This window comes from Bacillus sp. FSL W8-0519, from assembly GCF_038005585.1.
Classification (GTDB): Bacteria; Bacillota; Bacilli; order Bacillales; family Bacillaceae_G; genus Bacillus_A; species Bacillus_A paranthracis.
Genome location: NZ_JBBOTL010000001.1, coordinates 2,859,079 through 2,876,886 on the forward strand (window position 1 = coordinate 2,859,079; position 17,808 = coordinate 2,876,886).

Sequence of the window (17,808 nt, forward strand, 5' to 3'; positions counted from 1 at the left end):
CACATTACATAAAGGAGTGGAATGTATGTTAAAAGCGAATGAAAATGACTTCTCCTATCGCTTCGGTGATAACGGGCCGAAATATTTAATACAAGGTCCGAATATTGATCTTGGCCTTGTTGTCATTCAGCCTGGGCAGGAGTTTCAAAACCATTATCATACGACGTGCGAAGAGGTCTTTTATGCATTAGAAGGTGAAATAGATTTCTATGTAAATAACGAAAGAGTTCCAATGAAACAAGGTGACGTCCTGCAAGTTCGTCCTCATGAATCTCACTATCTTATTAACCATTCTGACAAACCTTTTAAAGCGGTTTTTATAAAGTCACCACATTTACCAAATAAAGATACTGTTCAAACGGAAAATCCAACATTAACGAAGGAGTGATTTTGAATGACTTGGGGATTTAAAAATCGATTAAATACAATTTTACCTGATGGTAGAGCGGTTATGTTAGCGATAGATCACGGCTACTTTTTAGGACCAATTCACGGGCTTGAACAACCACTTGAAACAGTTAAAAACTTGCTTCCTTACACAGATTCCCTCTTTTTAACGCGAGGTGTACTTAACTCCTGCATTCCTGAAAATTGCAGTACACCGATGGTTATGCGCGTATCAGGCGGAGCTACTGTCGTCGGTAAAGACTTAGCGAATGAAACAATTGTTACCCCTGTAAAAGAAGCAGTAAAACAAAATGCAATTGGCGTCGGCGTATCTGTTTTCGTCGGATCAGACTATGAAACACAAACAGTTACAAATCTCGCAAATGTAGTTTCAGAAGCTCACGATTATGGTCTGCCAGTACTTGGCATTACCGCAGTTGCAAAAGAACTGCAAAAACGTGAAGCTCGCTTTTTAGCACTTGCTTCCCGTGTATGCGTTGAAATGGGTGCTGACATTATTAAAACGTATTACTGCGAAGGATTCGAAAAAATTACAAGCACTTGCCCTGCCCCAGTCGTCATCGCGGGCGGCCCAAAACTAGATTCAATTGAAGACGCATTAAACATTACGTATAACGCCCTGCAAGAAGGTGCAATCGGCGTAGATATGGGCCGCAACATATGGCAATCCGAACATCCAGCTGCGATGATTCAAGCGATACATGGGATTGTGAAAAATGGGTTGAATGTGAAAGAGGCACTCCAATTATATGAGGATGTAAAAAATTAAAACAAACTATTGCATTTAAAGGAAAAGCCCATATGCTAGATTACTGAGTAATCTAACATATGGGCTTTCTTTTACGTTTTTCATTGTTTTGAATTTAATCTATAGATCGCGCACATTCCAAACAATCTCACCGCGTTCGCCAAACGTACTATGATGTCGCGTAAATCCTAACTTCTCTAACACCCGAAAAGACGCAGTATTCCAAGCGCCTACAGTAGACCATAGTCTTTTGCGCCCCGTAGCAATCGCAGCCTCCAATACCGCTGATGCTGCCTCTGTCGCATAACCCATGCGATGAGCACTACGGAACAACTCGTATGCAATCTCCGGCTCTTCAAGCGTGGAACGACCGATAATTAAGCCACAGTAACCGATGAAATCGCCTTCGTCTCGTCTACGAATCGTGAGAAGAGAAATACCATTTTCAGCTGCTATCTTGCGCTTCTCAATAAGATCGTTACGAACAGATTCAACGGTTGGCATTTCAACTCCACGTTCACCAACTAGTTCTCTAAGCCAGACTGCATCGGATTCCTCCCACATATTCAGGTCGAGTCGTTCCGTTTTCAGCTGGAACGCCATATCTTTAAATACAGATGTCATAGCGGTAACCTCCTATTTATATCACTGTACTACTTATAATCGTTTCGTACTGTACCATATGGGAAACCTGCTAGATTCTCTAGTTTTTTTGCATTAAGATACATTATTGTTATTTTATGCATAAGCAATTCCTTTGCAAAATAGACCTTGTTATGAAACTTCATTTTAAAAATTTAACTAGATTACACTCTTTTAGTTGCTACTTATACAGTATATGAAATTTATATCAACGATTTTCTCGATATATCGACGATTCAACACAACATATCGATTTACCAACAATATTATTTATAAAGCATCCACTCAATTAACTCAATTGCTGCTTTAATACGGTCCTTCGTATCATCTAAAAATAGTTTATTAAGTAACGCATCTAAATGAATTGGCTTATTCGGTAACGTTTGAATATACTTCAAAACAGATCCAGCTGGAGGTACTGGCTTATTATTAATAGCCCATATTCCTTCTACCAATGTCCAAGTTGACGTATGAACTATGTATGAAGCTTTTAACTCATCATTTGCTTTCAAAGCAGATTGAATTTTAATAAGCGAACTATGCAACCAATGAGAAATGCCTTTCACTTTGTCGCTAGAAACACGATAGTTTTCAAATTCATATGTAGCTATTTCCTTTAACTTTTTTAACTCACCGCTTTTATCAAACAAAATTTTCCCTTCTAGAAATGAGTATAGTTCCATCGGATTGTTTTTAAAGTTTACTTGAATTTGATTAAAATCTGCACCCTTATATTCAACCAAAATACCTTCTCGCGTTTCAGAATGAAATTTCTTCTTTTGTCCGTCTTCTAAAAGAATATAGAAGTCTAAATCAGATTCAGGATATGCATCGCCTCTTGCGACAGATCCAATTAGCATCAATCCATTTACTTTATCTCTAAATACATATTCATTTAAAATTGTTTGTACCAATTTTTTATGTTTTTCATTTGTAATGAATGAAAAACTCTCCATCATTTCCATCCCCCATTACTACAAAAAGAGGATACATGTTAGCATCTACAACATGTATCCTCTACTTATATATTACGACTGTTGATAAGCCGCTTTCGATGATTTCACATAATAAACTGCGTGATCCACATTAATAATATGATCTGGTTTTGGTTTACCACGGCTCGCTCTATGTCCAGCTAAATGTTCTTCACTTGTTTCCCAGTTTTTCCATGCTTCTTCAGATTCCCAGCGAATCATAACGACTACTTCTTCGTCGCCTCGTCTTACTTTTTTCACAAGAACACTCAAGTCGATAAAGCCTTCAAACTTTTCAATAATACCTTCTCCAGTAAAACGTTCTACAACTATATTTGATGTACCTTCTTTTACTGTAAATGTTTTCGTTTCGATAAACATATATCCCACTCCTTCATTGTAATACGAATACTACTATTCTTCTATTATAGTTGATTATGATAATTATTTTCAATTATAAAGTTTAGATTTTTCGAATTATGCTGTTTTCTCTTCAACTGCCCCATCTAAAAATTTGAAATATGGGAGTAAGATTCCGATTAAAGAAGTGACACATATAATTGAACCGATAATAAAGTATAGCGCTCTTACTCCCCACATTTCACTCAATATTCCCCCTACTAACACACCTAACGGCATAGCGGATCGTATGAAAAATAATCGCACTGAAAATACTTGTCCTATCATATTGTTCGGAACTGACTGTTGGCATATCGTTGTGTTATGAACATTGAAAAATGCAATACAAATCCCTGCTATTACTTCAACTATTATTGCAATGATAATACTATGATTGAACCCTAGCGAAATGTATGTGAGCCCCCCTATAAACAATCCTCCAAGCATAAGTATACGCCGGCTTTTATATGTTACTTTTCCGACTAGTATAGATCCAACTACATAGCCAAGTGGGAATCCGGCCATAAAATAACCAAATTCCGCATATCCCGCTGATAGCTCATCTTTTATATAAGGAAGGTTTGTGACCATTGTTACTCCTACTCCAAATTGAACAAAAGTTAGAAATATACCGAGCCAAACGATGATTGGTTTTGTGAAAAAATATGTAAAACCGTGAAGAAACTGTTCTAGCCACGTTTTCCGGATAGGTTGCGACGTTCTATTTTCTTTTATATAAAGTAAGAAAGTGCCACTAACAAATAAACAAATGCATACGAAAGATAACGCAAGTTCTGTGCCAATCAAATGAATGACTACTCCACCTAATACTGGCGCAAGAAACATCATAAGACGAGTCATTCCATCAATGTACGCATTTGCATCTTGAAGTTGTTCTTTCCCTACAATGCTCGGTGTAATTGCTTGACTTGCAGGTGTATAAAGTGGTGTAATAAGTCCCACTACAATTTGAACAACATAAATGTGCCAAACTTCTAAACTACCGGAAACTAACATTATCAAAGGTAATAAGAATACGGACGCTCGTATCCATTGTGAAAAAATCATAATCCACTTCCGACTCCATTTATCAATAAATGGGCCACTGATTAATTGCAGTATGAGTGATGGGATGAAATATAATAGCCACATACTACTTAAAGCCATTTCCGATCCTGTTAACTCATATACTAGAATTGAATTACATAACGTTCCGAACCCCCCTCCTAATTCTGAGATTGCACTACCAATCCACATAAAAAAGAACGAACGATTTTTCAATACATTTTTCAATTTCACACACCAACTTTTCTTTTATATTCCTCCCTTTATGTACATTCTTGTTGTATATTATCTATTTAAAAACGCATCTAATTCTTTCGCTAACGATTGTACTGCTTTCTTTCTTAATACATATTTCCCATCATGTATATCCACTAACTTCGCTGCACGTAACAATTTCAAATGGTGGTGTACAGTCGATTTACCAAGTTGCAATCTTTCTGTAATTTCCTGCAATGTTCGTTCTTTTTCGAACAACATTTTTACAATGCGTAACCTCGCTTCATCTCCAAGAGCTTTATGTTTTTGAACTAAAAAATAGTTCGGTTCATATGGATCTTCAGGATGGATACTTTCGTTTGCAACTGGATAATGAAATACTTTCGTATCTTCAACATCCGCCTCAATATTCCACGGTCTGTACGTTATTTGCGGGATAAGAAGCACGTGATGAACACTTGGTTCTGGCATATAATGAACGCCACCTGTAGCCCACTCGACAAACTCTTCTGGTTTCATCTTTTTATTCATTTCACTCTTTGCTTCATAATCTCGTTTTAATATAGAAAGTATTTCTTCTTCCTCTTTCTGAATAACGCTCTCATACCATCCTGTCATAACAGCAATTAAATGGGATTTTAGCACTTGTACATCAACATCGCATATAAAACGAATATAAGTAGAGAAAAACTGATGTTCTTGTGTCAGTTCCATTAGTTCATGTATTGCAGTTACGTTTCCACTTGCCGCTAAAATTCTTTTTTCTTGGTACTTCTCTCCTAAAAACGGTAAACATATATACTTCAAATCTTCTTCTGAAAGTGAATCAATTTTAGCGTGAAACTGCGATACATCGTGAAAATCTTCTTCATACAACAACTGAAGCAATGCTTTCCACGTATTATTTTCTTTGACAAATTGTAAATGCTCTCTCATTTCTTCTGTTAATGATTTCTTAATTTCTTCCCATTCATTTTGACTCTTTTCAAGTGTATCAATTAACCTCTTATGAGTAATTGCTGCAATTCCAAGAGCACATTCGAAAAGTATCGAATATTTCACTTGAACGTTATAAGTTTCCCTCTTTCTACTCGTTATGTGATAGACCTCCATTTTTATCCCTCCTTGTTTGCTATATATTAAATTCTATTTTTATCGAATTTTACCTTCTATATTTTTAGAATCAACAAAATTTTAGTTGAAATACATTCATTCTAAATTAAGGAGAATAGGAGCTTTTTTATATACAAATAATAAGCCTCAAGGAGTTGTTGACATGTATTTCATATTGAATATGTTAGGGATTTTCGTTGTCATATTAATTGTTTACTTATGTTCGCCTAATAAAAAACATATAAAATGGAGACCAATTGTAATTCTCATCATATTGGAGCTTTTTATTACGTGGTTTATGTTAGGCACAAAGCTAGGCAGTATTATCATTAATAAAATTGCTTCATTTTTCAGTTGGCTACTGGCATGTGCGAATGAAGGAATTCGATTTGCATTTCCTTCTGCTATGGAAAATCAAACAATTGATTTCTTCTTTAGCGCATTACTTCCTATCATTTTTGTTATCACGTTCTTTGATATTCTTTCTTACTTTGGAATCTTAACTTGGATTATTGATAAAGTTGGTGCAATTATTTCAAAGATTTCTCGTTTACCAAAGTTAGAAAGCTTCTTTTCGATTCAAATGATGTTTTTAGGGAACACCGAAGCGCTTGCTGTTGTTCGGGATCAATTATCTGTTTTAAAAGAAAATCGTCTGCTGACTTTTGGAATTATGAGTATGAGTAGCGTCAGCGGATCCATTCTTGGTGCTTATTTATCAATGGTTCCAGCAACATATATTTTCAGCGCAATCCCATTAAACTGTATTAACGCATTAATTTTAGCCAATGTATTAAATCCTGTGGAAGTTTCGAAAGAAGAAGATGTTGTTTATTCACCTTCCAAACATGAAAAAAAGGATTTCTTTTCTACTATTTCCAACAGTATGTTAGTCGGGATGAATATGGTTATCGTTATTTTAGCTATGGTAATTGGATATGTAGCTTTAACAGCATGTTTAAATGGGATTTTAGGATTTTTTGTAACGGGTTTAACAATTCAAAAAATCTTCTCTATTATCTTTAGTCCTTTCGCTTTTTTACTCGGTTTATCGGGCAGTGATGCCATGTATGTAGCTGAACTAATGGGGATCAAAATAACGACGAATGAATTTGTTGCAATGATGGATTTAAAATCAAACTTAAAGTCTTTACAACCGCATACGGTTGCGGTTGCCACAACATTTCTAGCTTCTTTTGCTAACTTTAGTACAGTAGGTATGATTTATGGAACTTACAATTCATTATTTGGCGGCGAAAAATCATCAGTCATCGGGAAAAATGTTTGGAAGCTTCTTGTGAGCGGAATGGCTGTTTCCTTATTAAGCGCTATGCTTGTTGGGCTTTTTGTATGGTAAATAATTTTTAAAATAAAAGACACCCAAACGAATTGAGTGTCTTTTATTTTTATTTTCGAATTTGTCCATTTCCACGAATGACGTATTTTGTGGAAGTTAATGCAGGAAGTCCCATTGGTCCCCTTACGTGTAGCTTTTGTGTACTGATGCCAATCTCAGCTCCGAATCCGAATTCAGATCCATCAGTAAAACGAGTTGATGCATTGTGATACAGCGCAGCAGCATCAACAGATACGAAAAATTTGCTGACGTTTTCCTCGTTTTCTGAAATAATCGCTTCAGAATGCATAGATCCATACGTATTTATGTGGTGAATCGCTTCTTCTATAGAAGAAACTAATTTAACTGCTAGCGTGAGAGATAAAAATTCTGTCCCCCAGTCTTCTTCTGAAGCAAGTACAATTGATGAATCAATTGCCAATGCTTTTTGATCACCACGTAGCTCCACGCCTCTTGCCTTCAAAGAAGAAAACAACTCGCTACCATATTGCTCTGCCCACTTCTCATGAAGTACAATCGTTTCAATCGCATTACATACAGATGGACGCTGCGTTTTTGCATTTATAATAATATCAAATGCCATTTGTTTACCCGCTGTTTCATCAATGAAAATATGACAATTCCCCGCACCTGTTTCAAGTACTGGAACAGACGCTTCCCTCACAACAGTATCGATTAATTGTTTGCCACCTCTTGGAATAAGAACGTCTAAATAATCATTCATTGTAAATAACTGCTTCGCGCTATCTCGCGTTGTATCTTCTATAAGCTGTACACTTTCTTCTGGTAAGCTTGTTTGTTTGAGCGCTCTGTGAATAACGGCAACAATGGCTTTATTAGAATGAATAGCAGAAGAACTACCACGTAATATGACTGCGTTTCCTGTCTTCAAACAAATAGTAGCAGCATCCACTGTTACATTCGGTCTTGCCTCGTAAATCATCCCAACAACACCAAGTGGTACACGCATTTCCTGAATAGATAGTCCATTTGGCCTTTCCCATGCACTTACACATTCTCCTACAGGATCACGTAATTCAATTAGCTGCTTAATCCCCTCTGTCATATCAATAATACGATTTTCAGTTAGCATAAGACGATCAAGGAGTGAATCCGAAAATCCTTTTGCCTTACCTTCTTCTATATCGCGTTTGTTTTCCTCTAAAATATAAGCTGTTTCACTTATTAATTGATTTGCAATTGCAGCAAGTGCTTCGTTTTTTTGATCCGTATTTTTAAGCACAAGTTCTCCAGCGATTTCTTTCGCTTTTTTTCCCTTTACTAACACTTCATTCATTTTTATTTCCTCCTTTTTGATCCCTCTTCTTAAAGTGAAACCCAATGATCTCTATGGATGACTTCATAACTATGCCTTTCGCCTCTTGCTTGAATATGTTGGCTTTGCATACCTTTTATCTCTCTTAATTCCTCTGCGCTATATGTGCATTGTCCTTTTCCAATTACGCGCCCTTGTTGCGTCATGACTTCTACAACATCGCCAACTTTGAAAAATCCTGACACATTTGTAACACCCGCAGGAAGAAGACTCTTGCCATGCTGAATGATAGCTGTAGTTGCTCCAGCGTCTATTTCAATTTGTCCGCTAACAACCGAATGCAAGGCAATCCATTGCTTGTTCATCTTCATTTCTTTTTGAGGGGCATTTCCGACATACGTCCCGTCACCTTTCCCCTTTAAAACATCAACAAATTTCTCTTGTCCACGTCCTGTTCCGATAAATACACTTACTCCAAGAGAGAGTGCTGTCTTTGCAGCATCGATTTTTGATTTCATACCACCAGTCCCAAGTTTTGAGCCAGCATCTCCAGCAAGAGAAGCGATTTCTTCTGTAACTTCAGGAAGGAAATAATATTTTTTCGCATCCTCATTTTTTTGAGGATTTTTATCATATAAACCGTTCACATCTGTAAAAATCATCAGCATATCTGCCGAAACAAGTCCGCTTACTAAAGCTGACAGCATATCATTATCACCGAACGTTAACTCCTCTAAAGAGATGGAATCATTTTCATTAATGATTGGAAGAGCAGAACGGTTTAGTAACTCTCCTAACGTAGCGTATGCGTTACTATATTGTTCTTTTCTAGAAAAATCACTTCTCGTCAGCAAAAGTTGCGCAGTAACAATACCATATTTACGGAATTCCTCCGTGTACGCCTGCATTAACAAACTTTGTCCGACTGCCGCTGCAGCCTGTTTCCCTTTAATTGTTACAGGTCTGCTAGGGTATCCTAGAGCAGAAAAACCTGCAGCAACGGCCCCAGATGTAATTAACAACACTTCATGCCCTTCCTCTTTCAATCGAGCTAATGCGGCAACATGATCTGAAAGTTGTTCTTTAGAAATGCCTCCATGACTATCCGCCAAAGAACTGCTCCCAATCTTTACAACTATTCGCTGTTTCTTCACTTTTTTATCCCCCAAGTCTAAAATCAAAGTTTTTTATACATTACATTTCTATTCATACAGCTTGCAGCGATTTCTATTCTTATGAGTGCTGCACGTAGCCTATTTAAGAGCAAAATAAAAATGACCGCTTCGCCCTTCATAAAATAAAAAGGACGAAACGGTCATTGTTCCGCGGTACCACCTTAATTGATATACATAGATATCCACTTGGTGCCTATAACGCAGGCGAACGCCTAAACTTTCATTTAAGACTCAGGGATAGGTTCGATATATTCTATACGAGGAATCTTTCAGCCGGTGAATTCCACTCTCTTTCGCAAGAAGACATATGTACTATTTCCCTTCAACGATTTTCGGTTTAATTTTTTTATATTATGCGATATAGTTCGATTTAGTGTCAAGAGGTATTTTTAAAAATAAATAGAGGAGCAAGTTACTTGCATGAAAAGATTGCTCTACTGAATGAAAATACAAATTGATATAACTACAACTCATATTCATAAACATAATACCTTACATTATAGTGTATATATTTACAGAATGTCGAATATAATTGATTTTTTATCTTTTGGTGTTGCAAAAAGGAAAATATTCTCTTAGAATGTTTCTTTATATTGCATGGAGATGTTATTGTTATTTTAAGATAACAATTTCAAAATGATATAATTTATTAAAAAAGGAGCAAGATTGAGTTATTATGGATAAACAAATTGGATTCATCGGATGCGGAAATATGGGGATGGCTATAATTGGCGGGATGCTAAATAAAAAGATAGTGTCTTCAAATAAAATCATGTGTTCAGATTTAAACACGACGAATTTAGAAAATGCTAGTGAAAAGTACGGAATAACTATAACTACTGACAACAATGAAGTCGCTAAAAATGCTGATATTTTAATTTTATCAATTAAACCAGACTTATACTCATTAGTAATTAACGAAATTAAAGAAGTAATAAAAAACGATGCTATCATCGTTACGATCGCTGCTGGTAAAAGTATTGAAAGTACTGAAAATGCCTTTAATAAAAAAATAAAAGTTGTACGAGTAATGCCTAATACTCCTGCTCTTGTTGGAGAAGGAATGTCAGCATTATGTCCGAATGAAATGGTGACAGAAAAAGATTTAGAAGATGTGCTAAACATTTTCAATAGTTTTGGTCAATCAGAGATTGTAAGTGAAAAGTTAATGGATGTTGTAACATCTGTAAGTGGCTCTTCACCAGCATACGTATATATGATAATAGAAGCGATGGCAGATGCTGCTGTACTAGATGGTATGCCAAGAAATCAAGCATATAAATTCGCAGCTCAAGCTGTATTAGGATCTGCAAAGATGGTACTAGAAACAGGCATACATCCTGGTGAATTGAAAGATATGGTTTGTTCTCCTGGGGGAACAACGATAGAAGCTGTAGCTACATTAGAGGAAAAAGGTTTACGAACAGCTATCATTTCAGCTATGCAACGTTGTACACAAAAGTCTGTTGAACTATCTGGTCAAACGAAAAAGTAAAACTATAAAAGAGATCACATTAGTTATGAATTTAATTAGAAATGCACTACATGATAAACGGCCAAACTCGAATTTACTTGAGTTTGGCCGTTTTAGCTATTAATTATATTAAAATAATTTATCTTTTCCCTTCCCTACTATACTTGTGTAATTTTATTAGAAACAAGTAATTTTTCAATGCAAATCGGTAACATATCTAATAGCGTTTCAAATGCGTAATTTACATCTAGACGTTCTGTCCATTGATGTGCATCTTTTCCTACCGGCCCCATATTTAATACTGGAACATCAAATTCTTCTAGTTCCTGAAGTGGAATTGAGTAACCTTTATCCCATAATGGCATATTGTCTACAAGTGAACTCATTGAATGTAATGGATTTTGTAAGCCCACGTAGCTTAAATCTGAAATTCCTCCAAAATAGTTTTGGTTTTCAAATGAAATATTATGATTGAAGTGTGCATACTTTTCCATCTCTCCAACTACCTCTTTAATTAACTGGTTGTTGCGTGAACTTACAGCTGGATAATATGGCGGAGCAAAGAAAAGCACAATCATCGGCGCCTTTTCTTTACATAAAATAGCTAGTTTATCTACTAAATCAATCGTTACCGCACGATCATCTTTACCTTCTCTATTTTTAATAATGCTAGATTGAATTTCATTTATTTTCTCTTGCCCATGTTGTTCAATTGCATAAGTGATAAGCTCTTCATACGTTAATACATTCACCTTCATATTAGGCGGTATAAACGGATTATATTTAGAAAAACGATATGCTTGCTTTTCATATTGCTCTTCTATTTTTTCTGCTACTTTCGTTACTTTTTGACGCAGCAATGAAACGACATCTGTCATTGATTTTTCTAGTAAAAACAAATTAAATAATGTGACTGCGCGATGCGGAATTTGTACAGAATACTCCTCCTTTAAGTCTCTTTGAAGTAAGTTAGTTGGCGGAGGACTCGCTTCCCCTTCTACAATATCACAAAGGTCTGTATTCAACTCTAATTCTGCTGTTATTAATGAAGCCATATAACTCCCATTTAAGCCTGCAAAAGGTTCACCTACATGTGTCTCTTTTCCGTAGCAAAGAAAACCAGGTAACACTTTACCAATAGAACCAGTATAAATATATTTCTTTTGATCACCAGGGTGCCTTGAAAACATAGGCTCTGAATTTAGTACCGTTTTATACTCTAAATCATGTTCTCTTGCTAAATCTAGTAATCTTGGGACAGCAGCTCTCATCCCTACAGAGTTTACTTCTTCATCTGGTACAGCCAATAAAAGAACATTCCCATCAAATCTTCCTTCACAAGCTTGCTCAATCATTGCCATTTGTAACGTGAGGCCGCATTTCATATCCATTGTTCCTCTACCAAACAGCCAATCTCCATGTTCTATATCTTCACGTACATGGTCTGGAAGCTCATCTTTATGAGAATAAAACATAGACGTTAACTTTTTAGGATTGAATGCATCTTCTTTCCACACTCCATAATCTTGTACATCTACAACATCAAAGTGACTTACTAAAATTACGGTATTTTTTGTACGATCGCTTTTCTTTACTAGTGCTGTAACAAAATATCGTCCGTCCCCAGTCGGATTTTTTTGCAAATGGTGCGGATTTTCTTTGAAGTACTGTAAATCAGATAATTGTTCCACAACGAAGTCTGGCAATATCACTTCAGCTTCTGTACCTGTAATACTAGGAATTTCAACAAGACCGTTTAATAATTGAATCAATTGTTCTTTTGATTGCCACTTTGACATATAAATCCCCCTATTTTTCCGCATTATGAAAATGAATTCCAGTATATGAATAAAAAATGACGACAGTTATCAAAATTATAGTTCTGATGTACTGCCGATTTTTATTGATATTTCATGTGCTGCTTGTTTTACCTTACTAATAAGAAAAGATAGTCGATCATCATTAATGCGATGACTAATTAACCCAACACTTAATGCTCCTACTACTTTATGATTAAATCCGATAATAGGTGCAGCTACTGAAGCTGTCCCTTCTGTTTTTTCTCCATAACTGACAGCATATCCTTCGTTTCTTATTTGCTTTATTTGATCAAGAAGAATTTGCTTTTGTTCTGGTAAAGCAGAAAGTAGTTGCTCAACAATATATTCCATTTCATTCTGTTTCATATTGGCAAGCATCGTTTTATTTGCAGCACCAATTGAAAGAGGAATCTGTTCCCCTAAGTTATCAATAACTCGAATTTTTAAAGGGCTATCCATTCTTTCAATAATAATAGAATGTGTTCCATTTGGAATGTTCAAATAAACACTTTCTTCCACTTCATAGGCCAATCGTTTCATTACTTCTCTTGCGACTGATCTGTAGTCTACCTTCTCCAACTGTCGTAATCCTATTTCCATCCACATTGGTCCAATTTTGTACTGTTTCGTCTCTGAAATTTGTGTAACTAGCCCATGCTCGATTAGAGAGTTAAGTAATCTATGTACTGTACTAACTGGGAGATGTGTTCTGTCCGCTATATCAGAAATGGCCCAATACTCTTTTTCATTAGTAGAATTTAATAACTTTATAATACTTATCGCTCGATCAATGGACTGTACCATAACTCACCTCTACTTCACTTGTAATATGTTAGCACGCTCAATTACCTATCAATTTAACAAACATTCGAAATGAAATCAATCTATTTATTCAATTTTCTAAAAATAAAAATATGTTGCGAACAATAATTTGAAAGCGTAAACAAAAAAATATTGACTTTTCTTTTTAATTATCTGAAAATTATAACAAGATTTCACATCACGGAATATATTCCACAATACGGAAAAACATCAAACTTTATTCTATCAACTACGAAAGTGAGGAAAACAATGGCGCAAGTAAATAATACAAACAATGAATTAAAACGTACGATGAAAAGTAGACACTTATTCATGATTGCACTCGGTGGCGTGATTGGAACGGGATTATTTAACGGATCTGGTTTTATTATAAGTCAGGCTGGACCTGGTGGATCCGTACTTGCCTTTATGGCCGGTGGATTATTAATGTATTTCGTTATGCTATGTCTTGGTGAACTCGCTGTAGCCATGCCTGTTTCGGGGTCTTTCCAGGAATATGCCACTAAGTTTATCAATCCTGCAACTGGCTTTACAATCGGATGGTTGTATTGGTTAAGCTGGGCGAATACGACCGGCCTTGAATTTACAACTGCTGGCATTACAATGCAGCGCTGGTTTCCTGATATTCCTGTTTGGGTTTGGTGTTTAATATTTGGAGTTACAATCTTCACGATTAACGCATTATCTGCTCGTAGTTATGCAGAAACAGAATTTTGGTTTTCAAGTATAAAAGTATCTGCCATTATCGCTTTTATTATTCTTGGTGGCGCCGCTATGTTCGGTTTTATTGATTTAAAAGGCGACGAACCAGCACCGCTATTATCAAATTTCGTGAATCATGGTGGTTTATTTCCAAATGGACTTGCAGCTATTCTATTAACAATGGTTACAGTCAATTATTCCTTCCAGGGTACAGAACTTGTCGGAATCGCTGCAGGTGAAAGTGAAGATCCAGCAAAAACTTTACCTCGTTCTATTAGAAATATTATATGGCGTACGATGTTTTTCTTCGTCTTAGCAATCTTTGTTCTTGTTGCTTTAATTCCTTGGGAAGAAGCAGGATTAACAAAAAGCCCGTTCGTTGCCGTTTTTGATAATATCGGTATTCCCTATGCGGCTGATATTATGAACTTTGTTATTCTTACTGCTGTTCTTTCTGTCGCAAACTCAGGACTATACGCGGCAACTCGTATGCTTTGGTCATTATCCAAAAATGAAATGGCTCCAGCCTTTTTAAAGAAATTATCATCACGAGGAATACCTTTGAATGCTTTAATTATGACAATTGCTATTTCTGCTTTTTCTCTTTTAACAAGCGTTGTAGCTGCTGAAACGGTTTACTTATGGCTCATTTCCATTTCTGGAGTTATAACAATCATTGTTTGGATGTCAATTTGTGTCTCTCAATTCTTTTTCCGTAAACATTATGTAGCAGACGGCGGAAAATTAGAAGACTTAAAGTTCAAAACGCCACTTTATCCACTTGTACCAATACTTGGTTTTGGATTGTATGGCATTATATTAATCAGTCTAATCTTTATCCCAGAACAACGTCTAGGAATCTATTGCACTGTACCATTTATCATCTTTTGCTACACGTACTATCACTTTAAAGTGAAGAAAAGAATTTCTACTAACACTAATAGTGAAACTAAAATTAGCGAGACGATGTAATACCCTGCTTATCTAAAAGATCGCACATGGATTCCACTTCATGTGCGGTCTTTTATCATTTTAATTCGCTTTAAAATTATATAATGGCTTAATAATATGCTTTATATCTATTGTCTCTTTCGTATTTTCGATAATTTCATTCATTGGCTTGTATACCATTGGTGCCTCATCAATTGTGCTCTCTGCTACCGATGTAGTCCAAACTTCTGTCATCGTATTATGGAAGTCCTCTAGACTCAATAATTCTTTAGCCTTCTTACGACTCATGATACGTCCTGCCCCATGCGGACCAGAAAAATTCCAGTCTGGATTACCTTTACCAAATGCAATAATTGAACCATCTCTCATGTTAATTGGAATAATGACTCGTTCATCTTTCTGAGCTGAAATAGCACCTTTTCGTAGAATCATATTTTCTATGTCTATATAGTTATGTATTGTAGTAAATTGATCGGTTACTTTCCAGTCCATTTTCGTAACAATTTCATCAATCATTGCTTTACGATTTAACGCAGCATACTTTTGAGCAATATTCATGTCATTCATATAATCTTTGAATCCCTGTCCTTCTAAATAAGCTAATTCTTTTCGAATATTAGGCTTCCTTATTCCACGTAAAGTTTCTTGTATTTCTTTTTCTCTCCCCTCTTTCATTAATCTCTTAATAATCTCATCTTTCATTGATGTAACATCAATGAGTTGTTCATATGCGAAGTTCTGATAATACTCTGCTATTTGCTTTCCTAAATTACGAGAACCACTATGAATGACAATATATACATTCCCTTTATCGTCTTCATTTAGTTCGATGAAATGATTCCCTCCTCCAAGAGTACCTATACTTTTTTGAGCGCGTTGTAATGTAAATGGTGCTCTCACACCATCAAAATCAATCATTTTTGAGAATCGATGTTCTTTATCTCGGATACGAAAACCACTTGGAACGAATTTACGAATTGTTTCGTCTAAATAATCGAAATTAATTTCTTCTTTTTTCTTATCAATTACAACAACTTCCATACCACAACCAATGTCTACCCCTACAAGATTAGGAACGATTTTATCTTGTATTGTCATTGTTGTCCCAATCGTACACCCTGCTCCCGCATGTGTATCTGGCATAATACGAATTTGACTATCCTTTACAAATTCTTGGTTACAAAGATCAATAATCTGCCCTGTCGCAGTCTCATCAACGTTATTCGTAAATACTTTCGCTTCATTGTATTTTCCTTGTAATTTCAACATCTTTCATTTCCCCTTCCTTTTGAAAGAATTATTTTATTACGTTGTTTCTGTTCTCATCATTACTCTCATCCACCTTCTGCTTTCCATTATATATGTATGATATCCTTCACAATAATAAAAAATAATGATGTTTTATCTTGTTTACATAATATGATTATCATATTCTTGAATTTATACCTACATATGAGTATTCCACGTCCTCAATATCCGTTATATATAACAAAAACTCCCCTTACATCGTTAATCATTAAGGGGAGTTTTATAGCCGATGAAATTATAGTTCCGATTTCACCCGAACAGAAACATTATTTTTAATTATATTTTTTACATCTTTAAAGCTAACAAAATTGTTACTTTTCTCATCCCACAGACGGAAACGTAGTGATTGTAAGCTTGTAGCAAGTGTAATTGTTGGTACATTTTTTAACGGAAGCGTATTATTGTGTGCCTCTTCTAGTTTATAGTTAGGTACTCTTGGGCTTAAATGGTGAACATGATGGAATCCAATATTACCAGTTAAGAATTGCAAGATTTTTGGAAGTTTATAAAATGAACTTCCTTCCACTGCGGCTTTCACATATTCCCAATCTTTATCCTCTTCAAAATAAGAATCCTCAAATGTGTGCTGTACGTAAAACAGCCAAATTCCTACTGAACCTGCAATTAAGAATATCGTACCATGTACTAATAGAAACGATTGCCATCCTATTGCCCAGCAAAGTATAGCTACTACAGCAACGATAATAATATTCATCAAATACGTATTCATACGTTCTTTCTGTCTTGCACCTTTTCGGTTAAATCTATTTTTAAGCAAGAAAACATAAATCGGACCTAATCCAAACATAACGAATGGATTGCGATATAAACGATATGCTAAACGAAGTCTAAATGGTGCAGCTACATATTCATCGACTGTAAGCGTCCAAATATCTCCTGTACCTCGCTTATCTAAATTACCACTTGTAGCGTGATGAATCGCATGCTCATGCCCCCATTGATCAAATGGGAATAACGTTAACACACCCATACATGTACCTACTATTCTATTTGCACGTCGACTTTTAAAGAATGAATAATGGGTACAATCATGAAAAATTATGAAAATTCGCGTCATAAAACCAGCAGCTAACAAAGATGGAACTAATGCTAACAGATAAGAAACAGACAAACTTTTATAAGCGAGATACCATAAAACAACAAATGGCACGACTGTGTTAATAAGTTGCCACACACTTTTTTTAATTGTTGATTTTTCATATGGAGCAACTTGTTTTTTTAAATTTTTAGTATTTTCTAATGTCATTTTACTAATTCCTTTCCTTTTTGTTGCTAATTCATATTATAGCATACTATTAGTATCAGGTGTTAAAAGTAGATGTAATAAATATTATATA

16 protein-coding genes and 1 other annotated feature are annotated in these 17,808 nt (G+C 35.6%); of the genes, 5 read left to right on the forward strand and 11 right to left on the reverse strand.

The genetic code is table 11. The annotated features are described in order from the left end of the window. Window positions 1-25: 25 nt before the first annotated feature. Both NST14_RS15045 and lsrF read left to right on the forward strand, forming a co-directional pair. Complete coding sequence (locus NST14_RS15045) at window positions 26-388, forward strand: cupin domain-containing protein (protein WP_000909989.1); 363 nt, start codon at window positions 26-28, stop codon at window positions 386-388. 6 nt (window positions 389-394) lie between these two features. Then, on the forward strand, window positions 395-1,177 hold the full coding sequence (gene lsrF, locus NST14_RS15050; protein WP_000219760.1) for a 3-hydroxy-5-phosphonooxypentane-2,4-dione thiolase: 783 nt from the start codon (window positions 395-397) through the stop codon (window positions 1,175-1,177). A gap of 99 nt (window positions 1,178-1,276) precedes the next feature. On the opposite strand, the gene NST14_RS15055 is transcribed toward lsrF, so the two are convergent. The 5 genes from NST14_RS15055 to NST14_RS15075 all read right to left on the reverse strand — a co-directional run bounded on the left by NST14_RS15055 (window position 1,277) and on the right by NST14_RS15075 (window position 5,565). Beyond that, window positions 1,277-1,780: a GNAT family N-acetyltransferase gene (locus tag NST14_RS15055; RefSeq protein WP_000204931.1), complete on the reverse strand. Its 504-nt coding sequence runs from the start codon at window positions 1,778-1,780 to the stop codon at window positions 1,277-1,279. 284 nt (window positions 1,781-2,064) lie between these two features. Beyond that, window positions 2,065-2,757, reverse strand: a complete 693-nt coding sequence (locus tag NST14_RS15060; protein WP_002163617.1) for a nucleotidyltransferase domain-containing protein — start codon at window positions 2,755-2,757, stop codon at window positions 2,065-2,067. Between the two features lie 69 nt (window positions 2,758-2,826). Then, the gene (hmoA, locus tag NST14_RS15065; RefSeq protein WP_000469503.1) at window positions 2,827-3,153 is read right to left on the reverse strand and encodes a heme-degrading monooxygenase HmoA; all 327 of its coding nucleotides are present in this window, start codon (window positions 3,151-3,153) and stop codon (window positions 2,827-2,829) included. A gap of 96 nt (window positions 3,154-3,249) precedes the next feature. Continuing rightward, window positions 3,250-4,470 (reverse strand): MFS transporter, encoded by a 1,221-nt coding sequence (locus NST14_RS15070; protein WP_000769371.1) that lies wholly within the window; start codon window positions 4,468-4,470, stop codon window positions 3,250-3,252. A gap of 51 nt (window positions 4,471-4,521) precedes the next feature. Further along, window positions 4,522-5,565 carry an ArsR/SmtB family transcription factor gene (locus NST14_RS15075; RefSeq protein ID WP_000454568.1) on the reverse strand — a complete coding sequence of 348 codons (1,044 nt, stop codon included), beginning with the start codon at window positions 5,563-5,565 and terminating at the stop codon, window positions 4,522-4,524. Between the two features lie 163 nt (window positions 5,566-5,728). Here NST14_RS15075 and NST14_RS15080 point away from each other — a divergent pair, with 163 nt between their 5' ends. Beyond that, on the forward strand, window positions 5,729-6,922 hold the full coding sequence (locus NST14_RS15080) for a NupC/NupG family nucleoside CNT transporter (RefSeq protein ID WP_000273608.1): 1,194 nt from the start codon (window positions 5,729-5,731) through the stop codon (window positions 6,920-6,922). Window positions 6,923-6,971: 49 nt separating this feature from the next. Here the strand turns inward: NST14_RS15080 and proA are convergent, their stop codons facing one another. Both proA and proB read right to left on the reverse strand, forming a co-directional pair. Further along, window positions 6,972-8,219, reverse strand: a complete 1,248-nt coding sequence (proA, locus tag NST14_RS15085; protein WP_001006729.1) for a gamma-glutamyl phosphate reductase — start codon at window positions 8,217-8,219, stop codon at window positions 6,972-6,974. Between the two features lie 29 nt (window positions 8,220-8,248). Beyond that, window positions 8,249-9,352: a glutamate 5-kinase gene (proB, locus tag NST14_RS15090; protein WP_000744725.1), complete on the reverse strand. Its 1,104-nt coding sequence runs from the start codon at window positions 9,350-9,352 to the stop codon at window positions 8,249-8,251. 145 nt (window positions 9,353-9,497) lie between these two features. Then, window positions 9,498-9,708: a binding site (T-box leader), on the reverse strand. Window positions 9,709-10,049: 341 nt separating this feature from the next. Between proB and proC the strand changes: the two genes are divergently transcribed. Next, window positions 10,050-10,868 carry a pyrroline-5-carboxylate reductase gene (gene proC, locus NST14_RS15095; RefSeq protein ID WP_229142775.1) on the forward strand — a complete coding sequence of 273 codons (819 nt, stop codon included), beginning with the start codon at window positions 10,050-10,052 and terminating at the stop codon, window positions 10,866-10,868. A gap of 137 nt (window positions 10,869-11,005) precedes the next feature. Here the strand turns inward: proC and NST14_RS15100 are convergent, their stop codons facing one another. Further along, entirely contained in the window at window positions 11,006-12,646 is a 1,641-nt protein-coding gene (locus NST14_RS15100) for a M20/M25/M40 family metallo-hydrolase (RefSeq protein WP_229142776.1), read from the reverse strand. A 75-nt stretch (window positions 12,647-12,721) separates the two neighbouring features. Then, window positions 12,722-13,471, reverse strand: a complete 750-nt coding sequence (locus NST14_RS15105) for an IclR family transcriptional regulator (RefSeq protein WP_000250772.1) — start codon at window positions 13,469-13,471, stop codon at window positions 12,722-12,724. A gap of 267 nt (window positions 13,472-13,738) precedes the next feature. Here NST14_RS15105 and NST14_RS15110 point away from each other — a divergent pair, with 267 nt between their 5' ends. Continuing rightward, the gene (locus NST14_RS15110; RefSeq protein WP_000079971.1) at window positions 13,739-15,163 is read left to right on the forward strand and encodes an amino acid permease; all 1,425 of its coding nucleotides are present in this window, start codon (window positions 13,739-13,741) and stop codon (window positions 15,161-15,163) included. A 60-nt stretch (window positions 15,164-15,223) separates the two neighbouring features. Here the strand turns inward: NST14_RS15110 and NST14_RS15115 are convergent, their stop codons facing one another. Then, entirely contained in the window at window positions 15,224-16,411 is a 1,188-nt protein-coding gene (locus NST14_RS15115) for an RtcB family protein (protein WP_000916224.1), read from the reverse strand. Between the two features lie 274 nt (window positions 16,412-16,685). Continuing rightward, a complete protein-coding gene (locus NST14_RS15120) occupies window positions 16,686-17,717 on the reverse strand; it encodes a fatty acid desaturase (RefSeq protein ID WP_229142777.1) in 1,032 nt (343 codons plus the stop codon). Window positions 17,718-17,808: the final 91 nt, after the last annotated feature.

Coding starts and splice junctions, on each gene's coding strand:
- NST14_RS15045 (WP_000909989.1), top strand. CDS start 26: ATGTTAAAAGCGAATGAAAATGACTTCTCCTATCGCTTCGGTGATAAC.
- NST14_RS15100 (WP_229142776.1), bottom strand. CDS start 12,646: ATGTCAAAGTGGCAATCAAAAGAACAATTGATTCAATTATTAAACGGT.
- NST14_RS15115 (WP_000916224.1), bottom strand. CDS start 16,411: ATGTTGAAATTACAAGGAAAATACAATGAAGCGAAAGTATTTACGAAT.
- hmoA (WP_000469503.1), bottom strand. CDS start 3,153: ATGTTTATCGAAACGAAAACATTTACAGTAAAAGAAGGTACATCAAAT.
- NST14_RS15075 (WP_000454568.1), bottom strand. CDS start 5,565: ATGGAGGTCTATCACATAACGAGTAGAAAGAGGGAAACTTATAACGTT.
- NST14_RS15120 (WP_229142777.1), bottom strand. CDS start 17,717: ATGACATTAGAAAATACTAAAAATTTAAAAAAACAAGTTGCTCCATAT.
- NST14_RS15080 (WP_000273608.1), top strand. CDS start 5,729: ATGTATTTCATATTGAATATGTTAGGGATTTTCGTTGTCATATTAATT.
- NST14_RS15060 (WP_002163617.1), bottom strand. CDS start 2,757: ATGATGGAGAGTTTTTCATTCATTACAAATGAAAAACATAAAAAATTG.
- lsrF (WP_000219760.1), top strand. CDS start 395: ATGACTTGGGGATTTAAAAATCGATTAAATACAATTTTACCTGATGGT.
- NST14_RS15110 (WP_000079971.1), top strand. CDS start 13,739: ATGGCGCAAGTAAATAATACAAACAATGAATTAAAACGTACGATGAAA.
- proC (WP_229142775.1), top strand. CDS start 10,050: ATGGATAAACAAATTGGATTCATCGGATGCGGAAATATGGGGATGGCT.
- proA (WP_001006729.1), bottom strand. CDS start 8,219: ATGAATGAAGTGTTAGTAAAGGGAAAAAAAGCGAAAGAAATCGCTGGA.
- NST14_RS15105 (WP_000250772.1), bottom strand. CDS start 13,471: ATGGTACAGTCCATTGATCGAGCGATAAGTATTATAAAGTTATTAAAT.
- NST14_RS15055 (WP_000204931.1), bottom strand. CDS start 1,780: ATGACATCTGTATTTAAAGATATGGCGTTCCAGCTGAAAACGGAACGA.